Source organism: uncultured Bradyrhizobium sp., assembly GCF_947648125.1.
GTDB lineage: Bacteria > Pseudomonadota > Alphaproteobacteria > Rhizobiales > Xanthobacteraceae > Bradyrhizobium.
In genome coordinates this window covers 53,546-74,329 of record NZ_CANSMR010000015.1, presented here as the reverse complement: position 1 = coordinate 74,329, position 20,784 = coordinate 53,546, and the positions used below count along the sequence as shown (strand labels likewise).

General features: G+C 64.8%; 19 protein-coding genes and 2 tRNA genes. 16 read left to right on the top strand and 5 right to left on the bottom strand.

Translation table 11 applies throughout. The features are described 5' to 3' along the window. Positions 1 to 27: 27 nt before the first annotated feature. From Q0030_RS24500 to Q0030_RS24485, 4 genes are all read left to right on the top strand, one after another. Complete coding sequence (locus Q0030_RS24500; protein ID WP_298372624.1) at positions 28 to 3,156, top strand: efflux RND transporter permease subunit; 3,129 nt, start codon at positions 28 to 30, stop codon at positions 3,154 to 3,156. Further along, a complete protein-coding gene (locus Q0030_RS24495) occupies positions 3,153 to 6,257 on the top strand; it encodes an efflux RND transporter permease subunit (protein ID WP_298372621.1) in 3,105 nt (1,034 codons plus the stop codon). The genes Q0030_RS24500 and Q0030_RS24495 overlap by 4 nt, the downstream gene beginning before the upstream one ends. A 37-nt stretch (positions 6,258 to 6,294) precedes the next feature. Continuing rightward, positions 6,295 to 7,020, top strand: coding sequence for a tRNA-uridine aminocarboxypropyltransferase (locus Q0030_RS24490; protein WP_298372619.1), 726 nt, complete (start codon positions 6,295 to 6,297; stop codon positions 7,018 to 7,020). Between the two features lie 55 nt (positions 7,021 to 7,075). Beyond that, positions 7,076 to 7,149: transfer RNA gene (locus Q0030_RS24485), tRNA-Cys, on the top strand. Between the two features lie 43 nt (positions 7,150 to 7,192). Here the strand turns inward: Q0030_RS24485 and Q0030_RS24480 are convergent. Next, positions 7,193 to 7,375, bottom strand: coding sequence for a hypothetical protein (locus Q0030_RS24480; protein ID WP_298372617.1), 183 nt, complete (start codon positions 7,373 to 7,375; stop codon positions 7,193 to 7,195). Positions 7,376 to 7,671: 296 nt separating this feature from the next. Next, a complete protein-coding gene (locus tag Q0030_RS24475; RefSeq protein ID WP_298372615.1) occupies positions 7,672 to 8,361 on the bottom strand; it encodes a TetR family transcriptional regulator in 690 nt (229 codons plus the stop codon). A gap of 92 nt (positions 8,362 to 8,453) precedes the next feature. Here Q0030_RS24475 and Q0030_RS24470 point away from each other — a divergent pair, with 92 nt between their 5' ends. The 9 genes from Q0030_RS24470 to Q0030_RS24430 all read left to right on the top strand — a co-directional run bounded on the left by Q0030_RS24470 (position 8,454) and on the right by Q0030_RS24430 (position 16,670). Further along, complete coding sequence (locus tag Q0030_RS24470) at positions 8,454 to 8,939, top strand: anthrone oxygenase family protein (protein ID WP_298372613.1); 486 nt, start codon at positions 8,454 to 8,456, stop codon at positions 8,937 to 8,939. A 126-nt stretch (positions 8,940 to 9,065) separates the two neighbouring features. Beyond that, complete coding sequence (locus tag Q0030_RS24465) at positions 9,066 to 9,194, top strand: hypothetical protein (protein WP_298372610.1); 129 nt, start codon at positions 9,066 to 9,068, stop codon at positions 9,192 to 9,194. A 40-nt stretch (positions 9,195 to 9,234) separates the two neighbouring features. Next, positions 9,235 to 9,423: a hypothetical protein gene (locus tag Q0030_RS24460; protein ID WP_298372608.1), complete on the top strand. Its 189-nt coding sequence runs from the start codon at positions 9,235 to 9,237 to the stop codon at positions 9,421 to 9,423. A 256-nt stretch (positions 9,424 to 9,679) separates the two neighbouring features. Beyond that, a tRNA-Asn gene (locus Q0030_RS24455) sits at positions 9,680 to 9,754 on the top strand. 133 nt (positions 9,755 to 9,887) lie between these two features. Beyond that, entirely contained in the window at positions 9,888 to 10,067 is a 180-nt protein-coding gene (locus tag Q0030_RS24450; RefSeq protein WP_298372605.1) for a hypothetical protein, read from the top strand. 122 nt (positions 10,068 to 10,189) lie between these two features. Continuing rightward, on the top strand, positions 10,190 to 10,852 hold the full coding sequence (locus tag Q0030_RS24445; protein WP_298372603.1) for a protein-L-isoaspartate O-methyltransferase: 663 nt from the start codon (positions 10,190 to 10,192) through the stop codon (positions 10,850 to 10,852). 216 nt (positions 10,853 to 11,068) lie between these two features. After that, positions 11,069 to 12,451: a TolC family outer membrane protein gene (locus tag Q0030_RS24440; RefSeq protein ID WP_298372601.1), complete on the top strand. Its 1,383-nt coding sequence runs from the start codon at positions 11,069 to 11,071 to the stop codon at positions 12,449 to 12,451. A gap of 334 nt (positions 12,452 to 12,785) precedes the next feature. Then, a complete protein-coding gene (locus Q0030_RS24435; protein WP_298372599.1) occupies positions 12,786 to 13,538 on the top strand; it encodes a DUF2497 domain-containing protein in 753 nt (250 codons plus the stop codon). Positions 13,539 to 13,799: 261 nt separating this feature from the next. Further along, complete coding sequence (locus Q0030_RS24430) at positions 13,800 to 16,670, top strand: valine--tRNA ligase (protein ID WP_298372597.1); 2,871 nt, start codon at positions 13,800 to 13,802, stop codon at positions 16,668 to 16,670. An 18-nt stretch (positions 16,671 to 16,688) separates the two neighbouring features. Here the strand turns inward: Q0030_RS24430 and Q0030_RS24425 are convergent, their stop codons facing one another. Further along, on the bottom strand, positions 16,689 to 17,294 hold the full coding sequence (locus Q0030_RS24425; protein ID WP_298372596.1) for a DNA-3-methyladenine glycosylase: 606 nt from the start codon (positions 17,292 to 17,294) through the stop codon (positions 16,689 to 16,691). Positions 17,295 to 17,428: 134 nt separating this feature from the next. Here Q0030_RS24425 and lipA point away from each other — a divergent pair, with 134 nt between their 5' ends. From lipA to Q0030_RS24410, 3 genes are all read left to right on the top strand, one after another. Continuing rightward, complete coding sequence (gene lipA, locus Q0030_RS24420; protein WP_298372592.1) at positions 17,429 to 18,388, top strand: lipoyl synthase; 960 nt, start codon at positions 17,429 to 17,431, stop codon at positions 18,386 to 18,388. A gap of 84 nt (positions 18,389 to 18,472) precedes the next feature. After that, entirely contained in the window at positions 18,473 to 19,012 is a 540-nt protein-coding gene (locus Q0030_RS24415) for a DNA topology modulation protein (RefSeq protein ID WP_298372591.1), read from the top strand. Continuing rightward, the gene (locus Q0030_RS24410) at positions 19,012 to 19,476 is read left to right on the top strand and encodes an SRPBCC family protein (protein WP_298372589.1); all 465 of its coding nucleotides are present in this window, start codon (positions 19,012 to 19,014) and stop codon (positions 19,474 to 19,476) included. Before Q0030_RS24415 ends, Q0030_RS24410 begins: the two co-directional genes overlap by 1 nt. Positions 19,477 to 19,622: 146 nt before the next feature. Here Q0030_RS24410 and Q0030_RS24405 read toward each other — a convergent pair whose 3' ends face one another. Continuing rightward, a complete protein-coding gene (locus Q0030_RS24405; protein WP_298372587.1) occupies positions 19,623 to 20,009 on the bottom strand; it encodes a BA14K family protein in 387 nt (128 codons plus the stop codon). A 174-nt stretch (positions 20,010 to 20,183) separates the two neighbouring features. Further along, on the bottom strand, positions 20,184 to 20,783 hold the full coding sequence (locus Q0030_RS24400) for a CinA family protein (protein WP_298372584.1): 600 nt from the start codon (positions 20,781 to 20,783) through the stop codon (positions 20,184 to 20,186). Position 20,784 lies beyond the last annotated feature (1 nt).

Below are 20,784 nucleotides of genomic sequence, written 5' to 3'. Positions count from 1 at the left end.
GTCCGACCCAACAGCGAGCACGCAACCATGAGCGTCTCCGAACCGTTCATCCGCCGGCCGATCGCCACCTCGCTGCTCGGCATCGCCCTGATGATCGGCGGCGCGCTGGGCTATTGGGCGTTGCCGGTCTCGGCGTTGCCGCAGGTCGACTTCCCGACTGTGCAGGTGTCGACGCAACTGCCGGGCGCGAGCCCCGACGTGGTGGCATCGCTGATCACGGCGCCGCTAGAGCGGCAGCTCGGCCAGATTCCGTCGCTGTCGTCGATGAACTCGACCAGTTCGTTCGGCGTCAGCCAGATCTCGCTGCAGTTCGACCTCAACCGCGACATCGACGGTGCCACCCAGGACGTCCAGGCCGCGATCAATGCCGCCGCCGGCATCCTGCCGAAGACGCTGCCGTACCCACCTGTCTATGCCAAGGTGAACCCGGCCGACGCGCCGGTCATGACCCTGGCGTTGACCTCGGACACGATCTCGCTGCGGGCGATGAGCGATCTTGCCGATACCATCCTCGGACAACGGCTGAGCCAGATTTCCGGCGTCGGCCGGGTCTCGATCCTCGGCGGATTGAAGCCCGCGGTGCGGGTGCAGGCCGACCTGGCGCGGCTTGCGGCCTATGGCATCGCGATGGAAGATCTGCGCAACGCGATCGCCGGCGCCAATGTGTCGGGGCCGAAGGGCTCGCTCGACGGCGCCCAGCAATCCTACACCATCGCCGCCAACGACCAGATCGCAGCCGCCGATGCCTACCGGCCGATCATCATCGCCTATCGCAACGGCTCGCCGGTCACGATCGGCGACGTCGCGCAGATCGTCGACGGGCTCGAGAACGACCGTACCGGAGGTTGGTACCAGGGCACGCCGGCCGTCATCATCGATATCCAGCGCCAGCCCGGCGCCAACGTCATCGACGTCGTCAAGCAGATCCGCGATGAGATCCCGCGGCTCCAGCGGGCAGTCCCGGCCGGCGTCAAGCTGACCATCGTCTCCGACCGCACCGTGACGATCCGCGCCTCGGTCCACGACGTGCAGTTCACGCTGATCCTGAGCGTCGTGCTGGTGACGCTGGTGGTGCTGTTGTTCCTGCGATCGCTGCGCGCGACCCTGATCGCCGGCGTCGCCTTGCCGCTGTCGCTGATCACGAGCTTCGGCATCATGTATTTCGCCGGCTTCAGCCTCGACAATCTGTCGCTGATGGCCCTGACCATCGGAACCGGCTTCGTGGTCGACGACGCCATCGTGATGATCGAGAACATCGTTCGCCACATGGAAGGCGGCGAGACGGTGATGGAGGCCTCGCTGAAGGGCGCCAGCGAAATCGGTTTCACCGTGATCTCGCTGACGGTGTCGCTGATCGCGGTGTTCATTCCGCTGTTGTTCATGTCCGGCCTGGTCGGCCGCATGTTCCGCGAATTCGCGCTGACCCTGACGATCGCGGTCGTGACCTCGGCGATCGTCTCGCTGACCTTGACGCCGATGATGTGCTCGCGGCTGCTCAAGAACATCCATGAGGAGATGGCGGTCCCGGGCCTGGCCGCGGTCAGCCGCTTCATCGACCGGATGGTGGAGTTCTATCATCGGACGCTGCTCTGGGTGCTGCGGCGCCAGCGCGCGACGCTGCTGGTGACGTTCGCGACCATCGCGCTGACGCTCATCATGTATGTGCTGGCGCCGAAGGGCTTCCTGCCGCTGCAGGACACGTCCTCGATCACGGCGGTGACCGAGGCCGGCCCCGACGTCTCGTTCGCCGAGATGCAGCGCCGCCAGAGCGCGGTCTCCGACCTCATCAAGGCTGACCTCGATGTGGTCGGCGTGGTCTCGGTCATCGGCGCCGGCTCGGTCAATCCGACCACTAATGTCGGCCGCCTGGTGATGACGCTGAAGCCGCTCGACCAGCGGCGCGACGGCGTCGTCAAGGTGATCGAACGGCTGAAGCAGAAGATCGCGACGGTCCCCGGCATGACCGTATACTTCCAGCCGGTGCAGGACGTGCAGATCTCGACCCAGTCGAGCCGCTCGCAATACCAGTACACGCTGACCGCGACCGATGCCGCCGAGGTCTCGCAATGGGCGCAGAAGCTCGTCGCCGAGATGCGGCGCGACCCGATCTTCCGCGACGTGTCGTCCGAGGCGCAGGATGGCGGCCTGCGCGCGGCGCTCAACATCAACCGCCAGCGCGCCGGCCAGCTCGGCGTCAATCTGCAGGGCGTCACCGACACGCTGAACGATGCCTTCGCGCAGCGGCAGATCTCGACGATCTACGGCCAAGCCAACCAGTACCGCGTGGTGCTCGAGGCGCTACCGATGTATCAGCGCGACCCATCGATCCTCGACAAGCTCTATCTGCCGGGCGCCAACGGGGCACAGGTGCCGCTGTCGGCGGTGGCGACGCTGGTCCGCACCACGGCGCCGCTCGCGATCTCGCACCAGGCGCAATTCCCGTCGGTTTCGCTAAGCTTCAACCTCGCGCCGGGCGAGGCGCTCGGCGACGCGGTCGAGGCGGTGAAGGCGATCGAGAGCAGGATCGGAATGCCCGGCAGCATCGTCGGGATCTATTCCGGCGACGCCGCCGAATTCGCGCGCTCGCTGGCCGGACAGCCCTGGCTGATCCTGGCGGCGATCATCACGATCTACATCGTGCTCGGCGTGCTCTACGAGAGCTACATCCACCCGATCACCATCCTGTCGACGCTGCCGTCGGCCGGCGTCGGCGCCATCCTGGCCTTGATGCTGTGCGGGCAGGACCTCTCGGTGATCGGCCTGATCGGCATCATCCTCTTGATGGGCATCGTCAAGAAGAACGCGATCATGATGATCGACTTCGCGCTGGAGGCCGAGCGGCACCAGGGCATGTCGTCCTATGACGCCATCGTGCAGGCCTGCCTGTTGCGGTTCCGGCCGATCATGATGACGACGCTGGCGGCGCTGTTCGGCGCGCTGCCGCTCGCGATCGAAAGCGGCACCGGCGCCGAGTTGCGTTTCCCGCTCGGCATCTCGATCATCGGCGGCCTGCTGCTGAGCCAGCTGCTGACGCTCTACACCACGCCGGTGATCTATCTCGCGCTCGACCGGCTCAACCGCCGGATCGAGCGAGCCGTGCCGGAGGCAGGCCCCAGCGGCCCACCGATCGCCGGCGCCACCGAGGGCATGCAGTGATCTCGATCTCGGAGCCCTTCATCCGCCGGCCGGTGGGCACCACCTTGCTGGCGATCGGGCTGTTCCTGGTCGGGATCGTCGCCTACGAATTCCTGCCGGTGTCGTCGGTTCCGAATGTCGACTTCCCGACCATCCGGGTGTCGGCGTCGCGGCCCGGCGCCGATCCTTCGGTGATGGCCGCGACCGTCGCAGCGCCGCTGGAGCGCAAGCTCGGCACCATTTCGGGCGTCGACCAGATCACCTCGACGAGTTCGCTCGGCACCACCAGCATCCAGGTGCAGTTCTCGATCGGCCGCAACATCGACCGCGCCGCGCGCGACGTGCAGGCCGCGATCAACGCCTCGCTCGCCGACCTGCCGAGCGACCTGCCGTCGCTGCCGAAATTCCGCAAGGCCAATCCGGCCGCAGCACCGGTGTTCGTGCTGGCGCTGACCTCGAAGACGATCTCGACCAGCGCGATGTACGACGTCGCCGACACCGTGCTGGCGCAGCGCATCTCGCAGGTGCCGGGGGTCGGCGAGGTGACGGTCAGTGGCGCCGACCAGCCGGCGGTGCGCATCGCGCTCAATCCGGTGTCGTTGGCCAACGCCGGGATCGCGACTGACGACGTCCGGCTTGCGATCATCAATGCCAATCCGCTTGGCCCGGTCGGCATCTTCAACGGCGACCGGCTGAGCGAGACGCTTTCGATCAACAAGCAGATGCGCACCGCGGCCGAGTTCCGCGACATCGTCATCAAGAGCTCGAACGGCAATTTCGTCCGTCTCTCGGATGTCGCCGAGGTCGAGGATTCCGTGCGCAACTCGCGCTCGATCGCCTGGTTCAACAAGCAGCCGGCGGTGCTGATCCAGATCACCAAGCAGGGCGACGCCAATGTCATCGACACCGTCGATGGCGTTCGCAGGATGCTGCCGGAACTGAAGCAGTGGATCCCGGCCGGTGTCGAGATCGCGACGCTGGTCGATCGCACCGGAACGATCCGAGCCAGCGTCGAGGACATGCAGTTCACGCTGCTGGCGACCGCCATGCTCGTGATGGTCGTGGTGTTCGTGTTCCTGCGCAGGATCGTACCGACGATCGCCGCCGGCGTCTCGGTGCCGCTGGCGCTGGCCGGCACCTGCGCCGGGATGTGGCTCGCCGGCTTCTCGATCGACAATCTGTCGCTGATGGCGCTCGCGATCTCCGTCGGCTTCGTGGTCGACGACGCCATCGTGATGATCGAGAACATGTACCGCAATCTCGAGCAGGGCATGGCGCCCTATCCGGCCGCGGTCGAAGGCGCCAAGCAGATCGGCTTCACGGTGCTGTCGATCTCGCTGTCGCTGATCGCGGCCTTCACGCCGCTGATCTTCATGGACGGGATCGTCGGCCGCCTGCTGCGCGAGTTCTCGCTGACCCTGACGTTTGCCATCATCGTGTCGACCCTGGTGTCGGTGACGATCACGCCGATGATCTGCGCGCACTACATCAAGGAGGCGACCTCGGATCGCGCCACCTGGTACGACCGTGCCATCGAGGGCACGCTCTCGCGGGTCGTGGCGTTCTATGCGTCGACCCTGCGCATCGTGCTCGGTTATCCCTTTCTGACCTTGGTGGTGTTCTTCGCCACCGTCGCGCTGACGGTGGTGCTGTACGTCAAGACGCCGAAGGCCTATTTCCCGACCGACGACAGCGGCTTCGTGATCGGGGCGACCCGCGCTTCCGCCGATATCTCGTTCCAGTCGATGCTCGGTCTGCAGCAGCGGCTCGCCGACATCGTGATGGCCGACCCCGCGGTCGCCGGCATCGGCTCGTCGGTCGGCTCCGGCGGCGGCCCGGGCGGCGCCACCTCCAACCGCGGCACCATGTTCATCAGCCTGAAGCCGCCGGAGGAGCGGGGAGGCCTGTCGACCGCGCAGGTGATCGACCGGCTGCGCCGCAACCTGTTCATGGTGCCGGGCATCCGCCTGTTCATGTTCGCTGCCCAGGACATCCGCACCGGCGGCCGGCAGAGCGATTCCGACTACCAGTACACGCTCGCCTCGACCGATCTCGATCTGTTGCAGAAATGGGCGCCGCTCGTCGCCAAGCGCATGGAGACGGTGGAGGGCATCACCGATGTCTCCGCCGACCGCGACCCCGGCGGCCTGCAGCTCAACCTCGTGATTGATCGCAAGATCGCCTCCAGCCTCGGCGTCCGGGTGCAGGACATCGACAACGCGCTCAACAACGCGTTCTCGCAGCGGCAGATCTCGTACATCTACACCCAGCGCAACCAGTACGTGGTGGTGCTCGAGATCGATCCGAAATTCCAGAGCGACCCGTCGAACCTCGAGCGCATCTACGTCGCCGGCGCCAACGACGTGCAGGTACCGCTGTCGGCGCTCGTGCACTACCAGCGCGGACTGTCGGCGCTCGCGGTCTATCACTCCGGAGGCTTCCCCTCGACCACAGTGTCGTTCAACCTGCTGCCGGACGTGCCGCTGGAGGTCGCGACCACGAACATCCAGCAGGCGGTCAACGAGCTGCATATGCCCGAGGGCATTCGCGGCAGCTTCGACGGCAATGCCGGCGACTTCAACAAGACCAGCGGACGGCAGCCGCTTTTGATCCTCGGCGCGCTGGTTGCGATGTATATCGTGCTTGGCGTGCTCTATGAGAGCCTGGCGCATCCGATCACGATCATCTCGACACTGCCGTCGGCCGGCCTCGGCGCCTTGCTGGCGTTGCAGGTCACCAACACGCCGCTGACGGTGATCGCCTTTGTCGGCATCATCCTGTTGATCGGCATCGTCAAGAAGAACGGCATCATGATGGTCGACTTCGCGCTCGAGGCCGAGCGGCATCAGGGCCTGTCGTCACGGGATGCGATCTTCGAGGCCTGCCGGGCGCGCTTCCGCCCGATCCTGATGACGACCATGGCCGCGCTGTTCGCCGGCATTCCGCTGGTCATCGCGACCGGCCCGGGCACCGAGTTGCGCCGGCCGCTCGGCATCACCATCATCGGCGGCCTGTTCGTGTCGCAGATCCTGACGCTCTACACCACGCCGGTGATCTATCTGTTGATCGACCGGTTGCGCCAGCGCCCGGCGCCGTCAGGCGTGCATGCTCCGGCGGAATAGGTTGGATTGAACGGCTCCGCACGCGTATAGCGAAGCGATGGCTGAACCGACCGAAACAAAGACCGACCTTGTCACCGAGATTCCGGAGTGCCCGCATTGCGGCAAGCCGATGCCACTGTGCATCTGCGACAGCGTCACGCCGATCAAAAGCCGGATCCAGCTCCTGATCCTGATCCATCCGCAGGAGCAGGACAGGGCGCTGGGCACCGCGCGGCTGTTGGCGCGGCATTTCGAGAACGCCGTGGTCCGGATCGGGCTGTCCTGGCCCAGCCTCTCCAAGGCGCTGGGCCGGCCGGTGCCCGACCCGTCGCGCTGGGCGGTGCTCTATCTCGGCTCGGCCAAGGCCGAGGATCTCGATACCGACGCCGAGATCGTCGCGATCAATCGTAAGGGTGAGTTGGAGCCGCACCAGCGCGCGATCCTCTCCGACATCGAGGGCATCGTGCTGCTCGACGGCACCTGGAGCCAGGCCAAGGCGCTGTGGTGGCGCAATGCCTGGATGCTGAAGTGCCAGCGGGTGATTCTCGGACCGAAACGGCCCTCGTTGTACGGCAAACTGCGCCGGGAACCGCGGCGCGACGGCCTGTCCACCATCGAGGCAGCCGCGATCCTGCTGGCAGGGCTGGAGAAGCGGCCGGATATCGCCACAACGTTAACTGATAGTTTCGAGCGGATGCTGGCGAGATTCAGCGAAGTGCAGGCCGAAATGCCGGAATTGGCGCCAAAACCGAAGAAGCGGGACTTCCGGAAGCGCCGACGCTAGCTGTCCGGCTTAGTTGCCTATCGCAGAGAGGGCGTATATGAAGTGCGCCGCAAGGGGCCACGTGGCGGAGTGGTTACGCAACGGTCTGCAAAACCGTGTACACCAGTTCAATTCTGGTCGTGGCCTCCACTCATCTCATCAATGGCTTGCAGCCAATAAGTGAGAAGCCGCATTAGCTCGCGGCGTACCAGCCTTCAGGAAACGGAATCAGCGGCCACTGCACCTGGTTGTCATTGGCGGCGCGCGGCGGCGGCTGAATGCGGGGCGTCGGCTGAGCCACGAAATCCTCCTGAGCAATAGGCGCGATCGCCGTTCGCACGGCGTCCAGCAGCAGATCAAATTCGACTTCGCTCATCGCGCTCTCCGAGGTTCGAGAGCGCCATGGTCGCAAAACTGTCTTCGGTCCGGATTGAGCGATTCGTTCGAATTTTATGAAAAGAACGATGGCGCCCGCTTTGGTTAATAAAACGCTGATGACCCTTCGGGGAACCTAGGTCGGCAAGGCCGCACCTCGTGTGAGACAGATCACTTGTTGCGAAAAACTCTTGGACTTCCCGGCAATATTCATAGCCGTCCAATATCGCAGGAATTTTAGGGAGACGTGACAGTGTAGGCAAGCCGGGCAAATTCCCGGCGTCTGCGCGATCGTGGTCATGCCAGCCCGGCGAGGTCACCCGGCAGCATGGTCTTGAATTGCGTCAGCACCTGCCGCGCTTTGCGCGGCGGCAGCGTGATCGCGTGACGCACGGCGGCCGCGATCAGTGTCATCGTCAGTCCCGAGAAGGTGGCGAGAGTGGCGGCCGGCATGCCGGGCGCAACCCGCCTGACCGCGTCGGACAACAGGCCGGAGAGCACGGCCATGTCGTCCGCATCGAGCTTTTGCAGGGCGCGGTCGGCCTGGGTCGCCTGCCAGATGTCGCGCATCACAGGCTCGCGCATGAACATCTCGTAGTAACTGTCGACGATCCGGCATAGCGCCGGGTGGAGGTCGCGCGCGGACGAGACAGTGGCCAGATCGCGCCTGACGCAATCGCGGCCGACGGCGTTATGCCGTTCCGCCAGCGTGCCGATGATCGCGGCCTTGTCGGGGAAATATTGGTAGAGCGAGCCGAATGCGACGCCGCTGCGCTCGACGATGTCGCTCATGCGGAAGGCCTCGCTGCCTTTCTCCGCCATGATCTCGGTCGCGCAGGCGAGGATGCGCTCGAACCGCTCGCGGCTGCGCTGTTGCGTCGGAGCAAGCCGCGCCAGCCCGGGCAGGGGCGCTTCCACCCCGGGCGCGGCCCTTGCCGCTGTCGCTGCCTTTGGCACTAACGCGGGCGCGGCCTTTCGTCTCGCCATCTCTCTCTTCCGCAATCGGGGTTGACGCCTCTAATACGAGAGTTTATCGCATTTTACAAATGCGAGTATCCCTCGCTTTTGGAGGTGGAGCAGTGCGCAATATCCTGACCTCGGGCTTGCTGTGGTTTTCTGCGCTCGGCTGCGGCCTGCTTGCCGGAGTCTATTTCGCGTTCTCGGCGTTCGTCATGACCGCGCTCGGCCGCATCGATCAAGCCGCCGGCATCCCGGCGATGAACGCGATCAATGTCGACATCGTGCGCTCGCTGTTCATGCCGCTCTTCCTCGGCACCACGCTGACTTGCGCCGTGCTGGTCCTGCTCGGCGGGCTGCGATGGCAGGAGCCGGGCGCGCTTGCGATGATCTGCGGTGGCGGCCTCTATGTCGTCGGGATGTTCGTCGTCACTGTCGTCTTCAACGTGCCGCTGAACGATCAGCTTGCGGTCACAGATCCCGCGAGCACCGCGGCCGCGCCGGTCTGGGCGCGATATCTGACCGACTGGACCTTCTGGAACCACGTGCGGACCATCGCCTCGCTTTCGGCGACGGCGCTGTTCATTGCCGCCATCTCAGCGCGATAGAGCGTTCGTTGAGCGAAGCGCTTCGCATTTTGTGCACGATTTGTACTCGTGCAGCACGATCGCTAAGGAGGTGACGCCGCACACCGATGTGCGGCTGACTGCCAGGGGATTTTCAATGAAGTCTATTTGCCGGCACTGCTTGTGGTGGGACTGGCATTGATCGCGTCGCCCGCGTCGGCCGCCGATAACCGCAACGTCTCGGTGGTCAACGAGACCGGATACGCCATCAAGATTCTCGGTTTCGACGGGCCCTGATGGCGGCCTCGACGAGTGGGAGAACGAGCTCGAGGGCACATTGAAGAATCAGGACACCGCTTACGTCGAGTTCGGCAACGACGACGAAGGCTGCGTCCGGAACATCAAGGTCGACTGGGCCAACTACAATGAATCGGTGCTGTGGAAGAACGTCAATCTCTGCAAGCTCAACGTCCTGCGGCTGCGCTCCGACCCCGGTACCAAGACCACCTCGTTCATCGCGGAGTGAGGTCAGGGGCCGGGCGAGCCCGTGGAAGAATCGGCGGCACGTCGAATTGGCCGCGCCGGCGGTGTTTCCAGGCGCCCGCAGCGCCGATAGCGGGACAGCCGGGGCAGACCTGCATCACCCTGGAACGCCGGCAAAGCCTTGCACCGCAGAGGTTTACCGTCCCTCGCTAAAGTTTCGCCGGAGGCCCATTTGGTTCTTTGCAAGGCCGAAAGGCTTTGTTATACGCTGCCCGCTCGCGAACGTTTTGTTCGCTTATTCCTCGGTAGCTCAGCGGTAGAGCATTCGACTGTTAATCGAATGGTCGCTGGTTCGAATCCAGCCCGGGGAGCCAGTTCTGGCCCCATCAAGACCCTTCAATCGCCCATCACAAGCCTGTGGTCCGTTACGGCCAGACAAGAAACGTCGTCAAATCGACTCAATAACCGCCGACACTTCGTCCCGCCGGGTCTTGAGAGGTGATTCTGATGGCCATAACCCTGATCGACCTGTCGATGCCGCAGCCGACGCTTGTTCCGAGCGATGCTCCGGACATCAGCGACGATGAGTGTGTCCGCCGGCTCGCTAGGGCCGTCGAGGAGCATGATTCCGAGCATCTCGATGAAGTGGCCCGCCTGATCGGCCGGCTTGCCGTCACGATCGAATAGAGCGCATTGCGGAGCGCGTTTTGCTCGCCAACGGCGTGTTGCGTTTTGGCGAAGCTTGTTCCAAAAGATGGCCCTGTTCTAGCTTCTCCAGCGGCAATGCCGCGACTTGCAGGGTCCCGCCAATGACCGGTTTTTCGACCGCGCGCCAGTACATGGTGGATGGTCAGGTGCGTCCGAGCGACGTGACCGATGATCGTATTCTCGAAGCCATGCTGACCGTGCCGCGCGAGGTGTTCGTGCCGGCCAGCAAGCGGGCGCTGGCCTATCTGGACCTCGATCTCGACGTCACCGAGGGCGCGGCCAGGCGCTGCCTGATCACGCCGGCGTTGCTCGCCAAGATGCTGCAAGCCGCCGAGATCAAGGCGACCGACCGCGTCCTGGTCGTCGGTTGCGCGACCGGCTACGCCGCCGCCATCGTGGCCCGCTTTGCCGCCCAGGTCAGCGCAACCGAGAGCGACCCGGCGCTTGCCGGGAAGGCCACCGCAGCGTTCGCCCAGCTCGGCATCCAGAATGTGACCGTCAAGACCGCCGCGGCTGCCGACGGTGATGCCGCTGGCGCACCGTATGACGTCATCGTCCTCAACGGTGCGACCGAGATTATCCCGACCGGGCTATTCGGCCAGCTCAAGGAGGGGGGCCGGCTGGTCGGGGTGTTCGGCCTGACGCCGCCGCCGCGCGCCACCATCGTGACGCACTCCCACGGGGATTTCGGGCATCGCGAGCTGTTCGACGCCACGGCCCCCGTGCTGCCCGGGCTCGAGCGGGTTCCCGCCTTCGTCTTCTGACCGCCACCGCACTGCGCCACCTGATAAAATCCCGTTCCGAATCAGAAGTGTGGCCCGTTTGCCCCATGTGAAGAGTTTCCGCCGTGTTCCGTTGCGGGGTAGTTCCGTTGCCCTTAGCTGCGGACTAAGGTGAGGCGGGACTCACTTCGTCTGAAGCGACCGCCGGAACTGACTTGCGTGTGGGAGACGGCGACTACAATGATTGGATTACCGGGGATGCGTGGGGTGAAAGCTATCACCGCGGCTGCGACTGCCGTCCTTCTGTTGGCGGAGATGGGCCCCGTGCCCGCGCTCGCCGATACTATCGAGGCCGCGCTGGTGCGGTCCTACCAGAACAACCCCCAGCTGAATGCGCAGCGCGCGCTGGTGAGGGCAACTGACGAAAACGTTCCCCAGGCGCTCTCAGGCTATCGTCCGAGAGCCGCGCTGACCGTGAGCGGCGGATATCAGTACACCGACCAGCAGCCGACAGGCATCAAGGACGCGATCCACGGCACCCAAAATCCGGCCAGCGCCGGTCTGACGGTGAACCAGTCGCTGTACAACGCGCAGACCCCGCATAAGGTGCGCGCGGCCGAAAGCCAGGTGTCGTCGGCACGCGAAGGTCTGCGAGTGCTCGAGCAGACCGTCATTCTGAGCGCCGCCACCATCTACATGGATTATCTGCGCGATGCGGCGATCGTCGAGGTCCAGCGCAGCAACACGCGCGTGCTGGAGCAGACGCTGAAGCAGACCCAGGATCGCTTCAACGTAGGTGAGGTAACACGGACGGACGTCGCGCAATCCGAGGCGCAACTTGCGGCCGGCAAGACGCAGCAGCTCACCGCAGAATCGAACCTGACGACCACGCGGTCGAACTTCCGCCGCATCATCGGCAACGAGCCGCAGAATCTCGCGCCCGGCTCGCCGGTCGATCGCTTCTTGCCGGCGACGCTTGCGGCCGCCGTCGAGCTCAGCCTGACCCAGAATCCGAACGTGACGTCCGCGATGTACGGCGTCGACGTCAACTTCCTGCAGACCAAGGTTGCCGAAGGCGCGCTGCTGCCGACGGTCGGGTTGCAGGCGTCGGTGACCGAAGGCTACCAGCAGCAATTGTCGGTGAACCGGCTGTTCAATGCGGCGGCGCAGGTTCAGGTGTCGGTGCCGATCTATCAGGGCGGCGCTGAGTATTCGCTGATCCGGCAGTCGAAGGAATCGCTGGCGCAGCAGCGTCTGGTCCTGGAACAGACCAGGGATCAGGCGCGCGCCAACGTCGTTACCGCATGGGGCCAGCTGGTCGCCGGCAAGTCGCAGGTCGCGTCTGCGCAGGCGCAGGTGACCGCGTCCGAGATCGCGCTGAACGGCGTGCGCGAAGAGGCCAAGGCCGGTCAGCGCACCACGCTCGACGTGCTCAACGCGCAGCAAGCGCTGGTCAATGCGCGCAACGCACTCGTCACTGCGCAACACGATCGCGTCGTTGCATCCTACAACGTGCTGAGCGCGATTGGCCGGCTGTCACCGCAGGTGATGGGCCTTTCGACCAACGTCTATGATGCCACCGTGCATTACCAGCAGGTGCGTGACAACTGGGCCGGCGTGCGCACGCCCGACGGCCGCTAAACACCTTCACTTCATCGTCGCTTGTCGCGCCATGTTTGTGGTTCTGAGTTAATCAGGACCACAAACTGGCGCGTTTGCTTGCAATCGATAATTGGCCTGACATACCGTTTTATCGGGCAGCAAGGCGATTCGCGGCGAGCCGGCGTTGCGTGATGACAGGTGCGACGCCACCTGTGATCACGCTGCATTGGGCGACACGAGCTTGCACAAAGCCTCGGGCGGGCTTGATCTGGGGACAAGTCGGGCGGGAGCGATGAAAATCTCCGCCCACTTCATCGGAACCGGCGAATCCTCTCGGGCTTGATGTAAAATAAGTTTCGATGTGGAGTCGGAGATGACGCAACCTGCGAAGGTCCAAGAGCCCTCGATGGAGGAGATTCTGGCGTCGATCCGTCGCATCATTGCCGACGACGAGGCAAAGCCGGCCGCGGCCGAGAAACCTGCTTCTGCCGCTGCACCGCCGCCGAAGGTCGAGCCGCCGCCACCAGCCGCCAAGCCAGCGATGAAGAGTCCGCCGCCCGCAGCGCCTCCGCCCGCAGCACCACCGGCCGCGAAGCCCGCCGCGTCAGCGCCGAAATCACTGCCGCCTGCGCCAGCGCCGGTCAGCAACAGTCAGGACGACATCGACTCGCTGCTCGCCAGCCTCGACGAGGCGACGCCTGCGGCCGAGATCAGGCCGTCGCCGCAGCCCGAAGCCGACGTATTCGAGCTCACCGACGACATGGCGCTGCCGGAGCCGGCGGCCACGCCGTCGTTCCGCAAGGTCGAGCCGCAGGACGACGTCGAGTTCACGGAAGCCCGCACACGGGCGCCGGAGCCGATGCGAGAACCGGTTCGAGAGCGAGAACCGCCGGCAATCGAAACCGCGCCGATGCAGCAGATCATCTCGGGAACCACGATGCGGGCGGTCGAATCTGCCTTCAACTCGCTGGCCAACACCGTGCTGAGCAACAATGCTCGGACGCTGGAGGATCTGGTCAAGGAGATGCTGCGGCCGATGCTGAAGTCCTGGCTGGACGATAATCTGCCGGGGCTGGTCGAGCGGATCGTCAAGGCCGAGATCGAGCGGGTCTCCCGCGGGCGTTAGCTCCGCCGCGGGCGTTAGCTCCTGCCGCAGGGCCGCAGGGGGCTTGGCAGCCCTCATTCAGCCCCTAAATGCCCCGGAGTTTCGGTTCTGATAGGATCCGAACCGAAACGCCAGTTCCCTGTTTTGACGCGTTTTCTTCACGCGAGCCGGTGTCCACTTCGCTCGAAAACGTTCTCAACGCCGTTTTGACGTGCCGGTCCGGTTGACTTGGTGCGTTCTGGCGGCTTTCTACCCTTTCCCCATGGTCCACAGCGCATTGTCATGATCGAGAAAAACTACCAGCCTGCCGATATCGAACTCCGGATGGCCCAGCTCTGGGAGGAGAGCGGTGCGTTCAAGGCCGGCCGGCCCGAGCGCAAGGACGCCGCGCCTTTCACTATCGTGATCCCGCCGCCGAACGTGACCGGCTCGCTGCACATGGGCCATGCGCTCAACAACACGCTGCAAGACATCCTGTGCCGCTTCGAGCGGATGCGCGGCCGTGACGTGCTCTGGCAGCCCGGCACCGACCATGCCGGCATCGCCACCCAGATGGTGGTCGAGCGACAGTTGATGGAACGGCAGGAGCCGGGCCGGCGCGACATGGGCCGCGCCAAGTTCCTCGAGCGGGTCTGGCAGTGGAAGGCCGAGAGCGGCGGCACCATCGTCAACCAACTCAAGCGCCTCGGCGCCTCCTGTGACTGGTCGCGCGAGCGCTTCACCATGGACGAGGGCCTGTCGCGCGCCGTCGTCAAGGTGTTCGTCGAGCTGCACCGCCAGGGCCTGATCTACAAGGACAAGCGCCTGGTCAATTGGGACCCGAAGCTGCTCACCGCGATCTCCGATCTCGAAGTGCAGCAGGTCGAGGTCAAGGGCCATCTCTGGTACCTGCGCTATCCGATCGAGGGCCGCAGCTTCAGTCCCGACGATCCCAAATCGTTCATCGTGGTCGCGACGACGCGTCCGGAGACGATGCTCGGCGACACCGCGGTCGCGGTGCATCCGGACGATGAGCGCTACACCGATCTGGTCGGCCAGCATGTGATCCTGCCGCTGGTCGGCCGCAAGATTCCGATCGTCGCCGACGACTATTCCGATCCGGAGAAGGGCTCGGGTGCCGTCAAGGTGACGCCGGCGCACGACTTCAACGACTTCGAGATCGGCAAGCGCCACGGCCTGCCGCAGATCAGCGTGCTCGACCAGGAAGGCTGCCTCAGCCTCACCGGCAACGAGGACTATCTGCGCGGCCTGCCGACGGGCGCCGACGAGTTCGCGGCAGAGTTTCACGGCATCGAGCGCTTCGCGGCGCGCAAGAAGATCGTGGCGCGGCTGGAAGAATTCGGCTTCCTCGAGCGAATCGAGCCCAACACCCACATGGTGCCGCATGGCGACCGCTCCAACGTCGTGATCGAGCCGTACCTCACCGACCAGTGGTATGTCGACGCCAAGACGCTGGCGCAGCCGGCGATGGCGGCGGTGCGCTCGGGCGAGACTACGTTCGTGCCGAAGAACTGGGAAAAGACCTATTTCGAGTGGATGGAGAACATCCAGCCCTGGTGCATCTCGCGCCAGCTCTGGTGGGGCCATCAGATCCCCGCGTGGTACGGGCCGGACGGCAAGGTGTTCGTTGCCGAGACCGAGGAAGAGGCGGTCGGCAACGCGCTCGGCTATTACGTCGAGCAGGAAGTCATCACGCCGGAGCAGGGCCATGACATGGCGGTCGACCCCGCCAAGCGCGAGGGCTTCATCACGCGCGACGAGGACGTGCTCGATACCTGGTTCTCCTCGGCACTGTGGCCGTTCTCGACGCTGGGCTGGCCGGACGATACGCCGGAGGTCGCGCGCTACTATCCGACCAACACGCTGGTCACGGGCTTCGACATCATCTTCTTCTGGGTCGCCCGCATGATGATGATGGGCCTTCATTTCATGAAGGAGGCACCGTTCTCGACCGTCTACATCCACCGTCTCGTCCGTGACGAGAAGGGCGCGAAGATGTCGAAGTCGAAGGGCAACGTCATCGACCCGCTGGGCGTGATCGACGATTTCGGCGCCGACGCGCTGCGCTTCGCGCTGACCCGCGAGGCGGCGCAGGGCCACGACATCCGCCTGTCGCCGCATCTGGTCGAGACCAACCGCAACTTCGCGACCAAGTTCTGGAACGCCTGCCGTTTCGCCGAGATGAACGAGTGCGTGAAGCCGGACGGCTTCGATCCGAACGGCGCCAAGGAGACGCTGAACCGCTGGATCGCGCACGAGACCTCGCGCGTCACCCGCGAGGTGACCGAGACGATCGAGGATCATCGCTTCAACGATGCGGCCGGCGCGATCTATCGCTTCGTCTGGAACGTGTTCTGCGACTGGTATCTCGAGCTCGCAAAGCCGGTGCTGATGGGCGAGGAGGGCGCGGCCAAGGCCGAGACCCGCGCCATGATCGCCTGGACCCGCGACGAGATCCTCAAGCTGCTGCATCCGTTCATGCCCTTCATCACGGAGGAGCTGTGGGCCGTGACGGCGAAGCGCGATCAATTGCTTGTCCTCGCGGACTGGCCGCTCAAGCCGGCCGGCCCGCTGCCGGAGAATCTCGCTGCTGTCGTTGCTCCGGAGCCCAGCAATCTGGAAATCGCCGCAGTTCTGCAGGGCTTCGCGAAATCTCAGGATTTCAGCGATCCCGCGGCCGAGGCCGAGATCGGCTGGGTGGTCGACCTCGTCACCACGATGCGGTCGGTGAAGGCCGAAATGAACATCCCGCCGTCGACGCTGACGCCGCTGGTGATCGTGACCACCTCCGATGAGACGCGGGACCGCGCCCAGCGCTGGAACGACACCATCAAGCGTCTCGCGCGGTTGTCGGAGATTTCCTTCGCGGACGCGGCCCCCGAAGGCGCCATGCAGCTGCTGGTGCGCGGCGAAGTCGTCGCGCTGCCGCTCAAGGGCGTGATCGATCTTGCGGCCGAACGGGCGCGACTGGAGAAGGAGCTCGGCAAGGCCGATGCCGACATCAAGCGGGTCGACGCAAAACTCTCCAACGAGAAGTTCGTCGCCAATGCGCCGGAAGAGCTCGTCGAGGAAGAGAAGGAAAAGCGCGCGGCAGCGCAGGAGCGCCGCGCCAAGATCCTCGAGGCGATCGAGCTGCTGAAGAAGGCGTCATAGCTGATAACGCCGTGACGCTCAGAACCGCTTGCTGAGGAATTTCGATCCCTTCAGCCCGTAGCGCCAGGGCAGATCGACGGCCTTGGTGATGCCGATCCGCAATCCGGTGACGATGTCGGGCGTCTCCAGCCGCGCGTGGAGCGCGATCGGCGGCCGGTCGAGCGGCAGTTCGCTGTGCGCGATCGTGATGCCGAGCGCCTCGCAGAGTTTGCCGGGCCCGGAGCACAAGGCGCGCTCGTCCTCCAGCCCGCGCCGCCGGCGCATCGCGGCGAGGCCATGGGTCGGCTCGAGCGCGCGGATCAGCACGGCGCTGGCCGAGCCCACTTCCTCGCAGACGAAGTTGACGCACCAGTGGATGCCGTAGGAGCGGTAGACATAGGAGAAGCCCGGCGGGCCGAACATCACCTGGTTGCGCGGGGTCGGTCCGTTGAACGAGTGGGCTGCCGGTTCGGTGTGGTGGTAGGCCTCGACCTCGGTGATGATCCCGCCGACGCCGGCGACCAGGAAGGTCGCGCCGATCAGGTCGGGCGCGACCTCGTGGACGCTGCGATCGAAGAACGAGCGTTTCAGAGCTTTGCCGAGGCGCGGCGCGGTCGCCATGGTCGGTCGGGGTTTTTGAGCCATTTTGAGGTGGGAATCGGGACGGAACGAACCTCGACACTGCCAATATATTGGCTGGTCTGCTAGGGTCGCATAGGCCGGGTTGCGAGCCGTGCCAACACGGACTAGCTAAGGTCTCTCGCGACTTGCAGGCATCCATGGTCACCATCGTCGACACCATCTCCACCACTCAGCTCCGCCCGCGTCACCCCGAAAAGGTGAACCGGCCGGATGCCGTGTCGCCGCCGAAGCCGGACTGGATCCGTGTTCGCGCGCCGAACACGCGCGGCTATGCAGATACGCGCCGGATCGTGAAGGAGAACGGCCTCGTCACGGTGTGCGAGGAGGCGGGCTGCCCCAACATCGGTGAGTGCTGGGACAAGAAGCACGCCACCTTCATGATCATGGGTGACACCTGCACCCGCGCCTGCGCGTTCTGCAACGTCAAGACCGGCATGCCCGGCGCGCTCGATGCCCATGAGCCCGAATATGTCGCCGAGGCGGTCTCGAAGCTCGGACTGACCCATGTCGTGATCACGTCGGTCGATCGCGACGATCTCGCGGACGGCGGCGCCGAGCATTTTGCCGAGACGATCCGCGCGATCCGCGCGCGCTGCCCGACCACCACAATCGAGATCCTGACGCCGGACTTCCTGCGCAAGGACGGCGCGCTCGAGCGCGTGGTCGCGGCCAAGCCCGACGTCTTCAACCACAATCTGGAAACCGTGCCGTCGCGCTATCTGACGGTCCGTCCCGGCGCGCGCTATTTCCATTCGATCCGGCTGCTGCAGCGGGTCAAGGAAATGGACCCGACCATCTTCACCAAGTCGGGCATCATGGTCGGTCTCGGCGAGGAGCGGCACGAGGTGCTGCAGGTGATGGACGATCTGCGCTCGGCCGAGGTCGATTTTCTGACCATCGGCCAGTATTTGCAGCCGACGCGCAAGCATCACGCCGTGATGCGCTACGTGACGCCGGACGAATTCGCTGGCTACGAGCGTGTCGCGTATACCAAGGGTTTTCTGATGGTGTCGGCGAGTCCGCTGACGCGCTCGTCGCATCATGCCGGCGAGGATTTTGCGAAACTGCAGGCGGCGCGCACGGCTCGCGGCCGCTAGATTTTTTAAACGGCGGGAGGCCGGCGCCGCCGCGCGCCGTTGCCTGATCGAGCCTCGACCGAACCTTGATCTTGGACGGGACCAATGCAACGCGTGCTGGTGATGGGATCGTCGGGGTCCGGCAAGTCGACCTTTGCGCGACGGCTGTCCGCCATCACGGGCATCCCGACCGTGTCGATCGACGCGCTGTTCTGGAAGCCGGGCTGGGTCGAGTCCGACAAGCATGAATTCGAGCGCCGCATGATCGAGGTCATGCAGGCGCCGCGCTGGATCATGGATGGGAACTACATGAGAAACGGTGCAGGCGAACTGCGCCGGCAGCTCTCCGATACGGTCATCTGGTTCGACCTGCCGCGGCTGACCTGCATGCTCGGAATCCTGGGGCGGATCGCCGGCAGCTATGGCCAGGTTCGCCCCGAGATGGCGGAAGGCTGCCCGGAGAAGATCGATCTCGAATTCTTCCGTTATGTCTGGACTTATCGCCAGCAGCAACGTCCGAAGCTGATCGAATATTTTTCGGGGTTGCGCGCCGATCAATCGCTGGTCTGCTTCACCGATCGGGCCCAGGCGGACGATTATCTGAAGCGTCTCGCACGCCAGCAAAACCGTGCGAGTATCCACTGATGCCACGATTCTCAAGCAAGCGGCGGGTCGGCCACACCGCACCCCAAATGTTCGATCTGGTCGCCGACGTCGAGCGCTATCCGGAGTTTGTGCCGCTGTGCCAGGCGCTCAAGGTCCGCCAGCGGACGCCCAAGGACGACGGTACCGAGGTCGTGGTGGCCGACATGACCGTCTCGTTCAAGCTGGTACGGGAAACCTTCACCAGCAGGGTGACGCTCGACCGGCCCAACCTGAAGATACTGGTCGAATATCTGCGCGGCCCGTTCAGCAATCTGGAAAACCGCTGGAGCTTCGAGCCGAAGTCGGAGACCGAATGCGATGTCGGCTTCTTCCTGAACTACGAATTCAAGAGCCGGATGCTGGCGATGCTGATGGGCTCGATGTTCGACGCCGCATTCTCGCGCTTTGCCGCCGCGTTCGAGAAGCGCGCGGACCAGGTCTACGGCAAGCCGGCCGTGTCGTAGACCCATCCGTCATTGCGAGCGGAGCGAAGCAATCCACCGCACCGCATACGCAGAAAGATGGATTGCTTCGTCGCTGTCGCTCCTCGCAATGACGGGGAGAGACAAGGGGTATCGTCGCCTTCAGCGGTATGCCCCTTTGCGCTTCGTTACGGGCAGGAACGACGTACACCGCCCTTTGCGATGTAGGTGCCCGAAGCCGGGTCGTAGGAGCGGAAACGCTGGGAGCAATAGGCGTCGTTGTTGGCCTTGGCCTGACTTGCCGCGATGGCGCCGCCGATGATCGCGCCGGCGGCAAGCCCGCCGATGATCGCAGCGCCGTTTCCACCGCCGCCGTGACGATGACCGTAGTAGCCGCCGCGGTAGCCGTGACGCGGGCCGCCATGCCAGTGGCGATACTGCACGTGCTCGACGGAGGTCGGCTGATCCTGCAACCGCGCGGGCGCGAGCGGTGCGGCGAACGAGGGGGCAACAGTCGACAGCGTCATGGCGCCAGAGGTGATTGCGGCCACGACCAAAGTTCCCAACTTCATCATTTTCTCCTTGTTGTGGGATTTTGCCGTTTGGAAAAACAATTCAAACGGCAGAGTTGGAACGATAGAAAACGGCGAAGCGACGGCGCAGTTCCACCTGAGATAGGCGGCACTGGGTCGCAGTTGACGTGAGGGTATCGCGAGGCTGTCGCTTGCGCGACCGGACTTGAGTCGGGCCTATCCGCGCGGCGGCCTACGGCGTTTCGCGGCGTGGCTTCGCGGCGACCGCGCCACCCGCGGCCGCAACCGGCTGGCGGCCTCGCGGCGCGGCTTTGCCGCCTGCGGCGGGCGCGCGAGCTCCATCAGCATGCGCAGCGCTTCAACCACCGAGCGTTGCCGCACCGTGCTGCGGCCGATCGCGCCAAATCGTTGCTCACGATGAACGATGCGGCCGTCGCGCGCGGCGACGGCGAAGTGCACCAGGCCGACCGGCTTGCCAGGCGTCGCGCCGCCGGGGCCCGCGATCCCGGTGATCGAGACCGCAAGGTCGACGCCGGCCTTTTCCAGCGCGCCGATCGCCATCGCGGTCGCGGTCTCCTTGCTGACCGCGCCGAACGTCTCCAGCGTCGCCGCCTTGACGCCGAGCATGACCCGCTTGGCCTCGTTCGAATAGGTGACGAAGGCACGATCAATCACGTCGGACGATCCGGGAATGTCGGTGAGCGCGCCGGCGACCAGGCCGCCGGTACAGGATTCGGCAGTCGCGATGGTCAGCTTGCGCATCCGGCACAGGTCGAGCAGCGCGCGGGAGAGGGCACGAGCGTCGCTGCCGCCCATG

What these genes read in the sequence shown, in the direction of transcription:
- Q0030_RS24450 (WP_298372605.1), top strand. Translation starts at nt 9,888, where the DNA reads ATGGCCATAACCCTGATCGACCTGTCGATGCCGCAGCCGACGCTTGTT.
- lipA (WP_298372592.1), top strand. Translation starts at nt 17,429, where the DNA reads ATGGTCACCATCGTCGACACCATCTCCACCACTCAGCTCCGCCCGCGT.
- Q0030_RS24430 (WP_298372597.1), top strand. Translation starts at nt 13,800, where the DNA reads ATGATCGAGAAAAACTACCAGCCTGCCGATATCGAACTCCGGATGGCC.
- Q0030_RS24415 (WP_298372591.1), top strand. Translation starts at nt 18,473, where the DNA reads ATGCAACGCGTGCTGGTGATGGGATCGTCGGGGTCCGGCAAGTCGACC.
- Q0030_RS24490 (WP_298372619.1), top strand. Translation starts at nt 6,295, where the DNA reads ATGGCTGAACCGACCGAAACAAAGACCGACCTTGTCACCGAGATTCCG.
- Q0030_RS24425 (WP_298372596.1), bottom strand. Translation starts at nt 17,294, where the DNA reads ATGGCTCAAAAACCCCGACCGACCATGGCGACCGCGCCGCGCCTCGGC.
- Q0030_RS24405 (WP_298372587.1), bottom strand. Translation starts at nt 20,009, where the DNA reads ATGATGAAGTTGGGAACTTTGGTCGTGGCCGCAATCACCTCTGGCGCC.
- Q0030_RS24410 (WP_298372589.1), top strand. Translation starts at nt 19,012, where the DNA reads ATGCCACGATTCTCAAGCAAGCGGCGGGTCGGCCACACCGCACCCCAA.
- Q0030_RS24480 (WP_298372617.1), bottom strand. Translation starts at nt 7,375, where the DNA reads ATGAGCGAAGTCGAATTTGATCTGCTGCTGGACGCCGTGCGAACGGCG.
- Q0030_RS24440 (WP_298372601.1), top strand. Translation starts at nt 11,069, where the DNA reads ATGCGTGGGGTGAAAGCTATCACCGCGGCTGCGACTGCCGTCCTTCTG.
- Q0030_RS24435 (WP_298372599.1), top strand. Translation starts at nt 12,786, where the DNA reads ATGACGCAACCTGCGAAGGTCCAAGAGCCCTCGATGGAGGAGATTCTG.
- Q0030_RS24500 (WP_298372624.1), top strand. Translation starts at nt 28, where the DNA reads ATGAGCGTCTCCGAACCGTTCATCCGCCGGCCGATCGCCACCTCGCTG.
- Q0030_RS24445 (WP_298372603.1), top strand. Translation starts at nt 10,190, where the DNA reads ATGACCGGTTTTTCGACCGCGCGCCAGTACATGGTGGATGGTCAGGTG.
- Q0030_RS24400 (WP_298372584.1), bottom strand. Translation starts at nt 20,783, where the DNA reads ATGGGCGGCAGCGACGCTCGTGCCCTCTCCCGCGCGCTGCTCGACCTG.
- Q0030_RS24475 (WP_298372615.1), bottom strand. Translation starts at nt 8,361, where the DNA reads ATGGCGAGACGAAAGGCCGCGCCCGCGTTAGTGCCAAAGGCAGCGACA.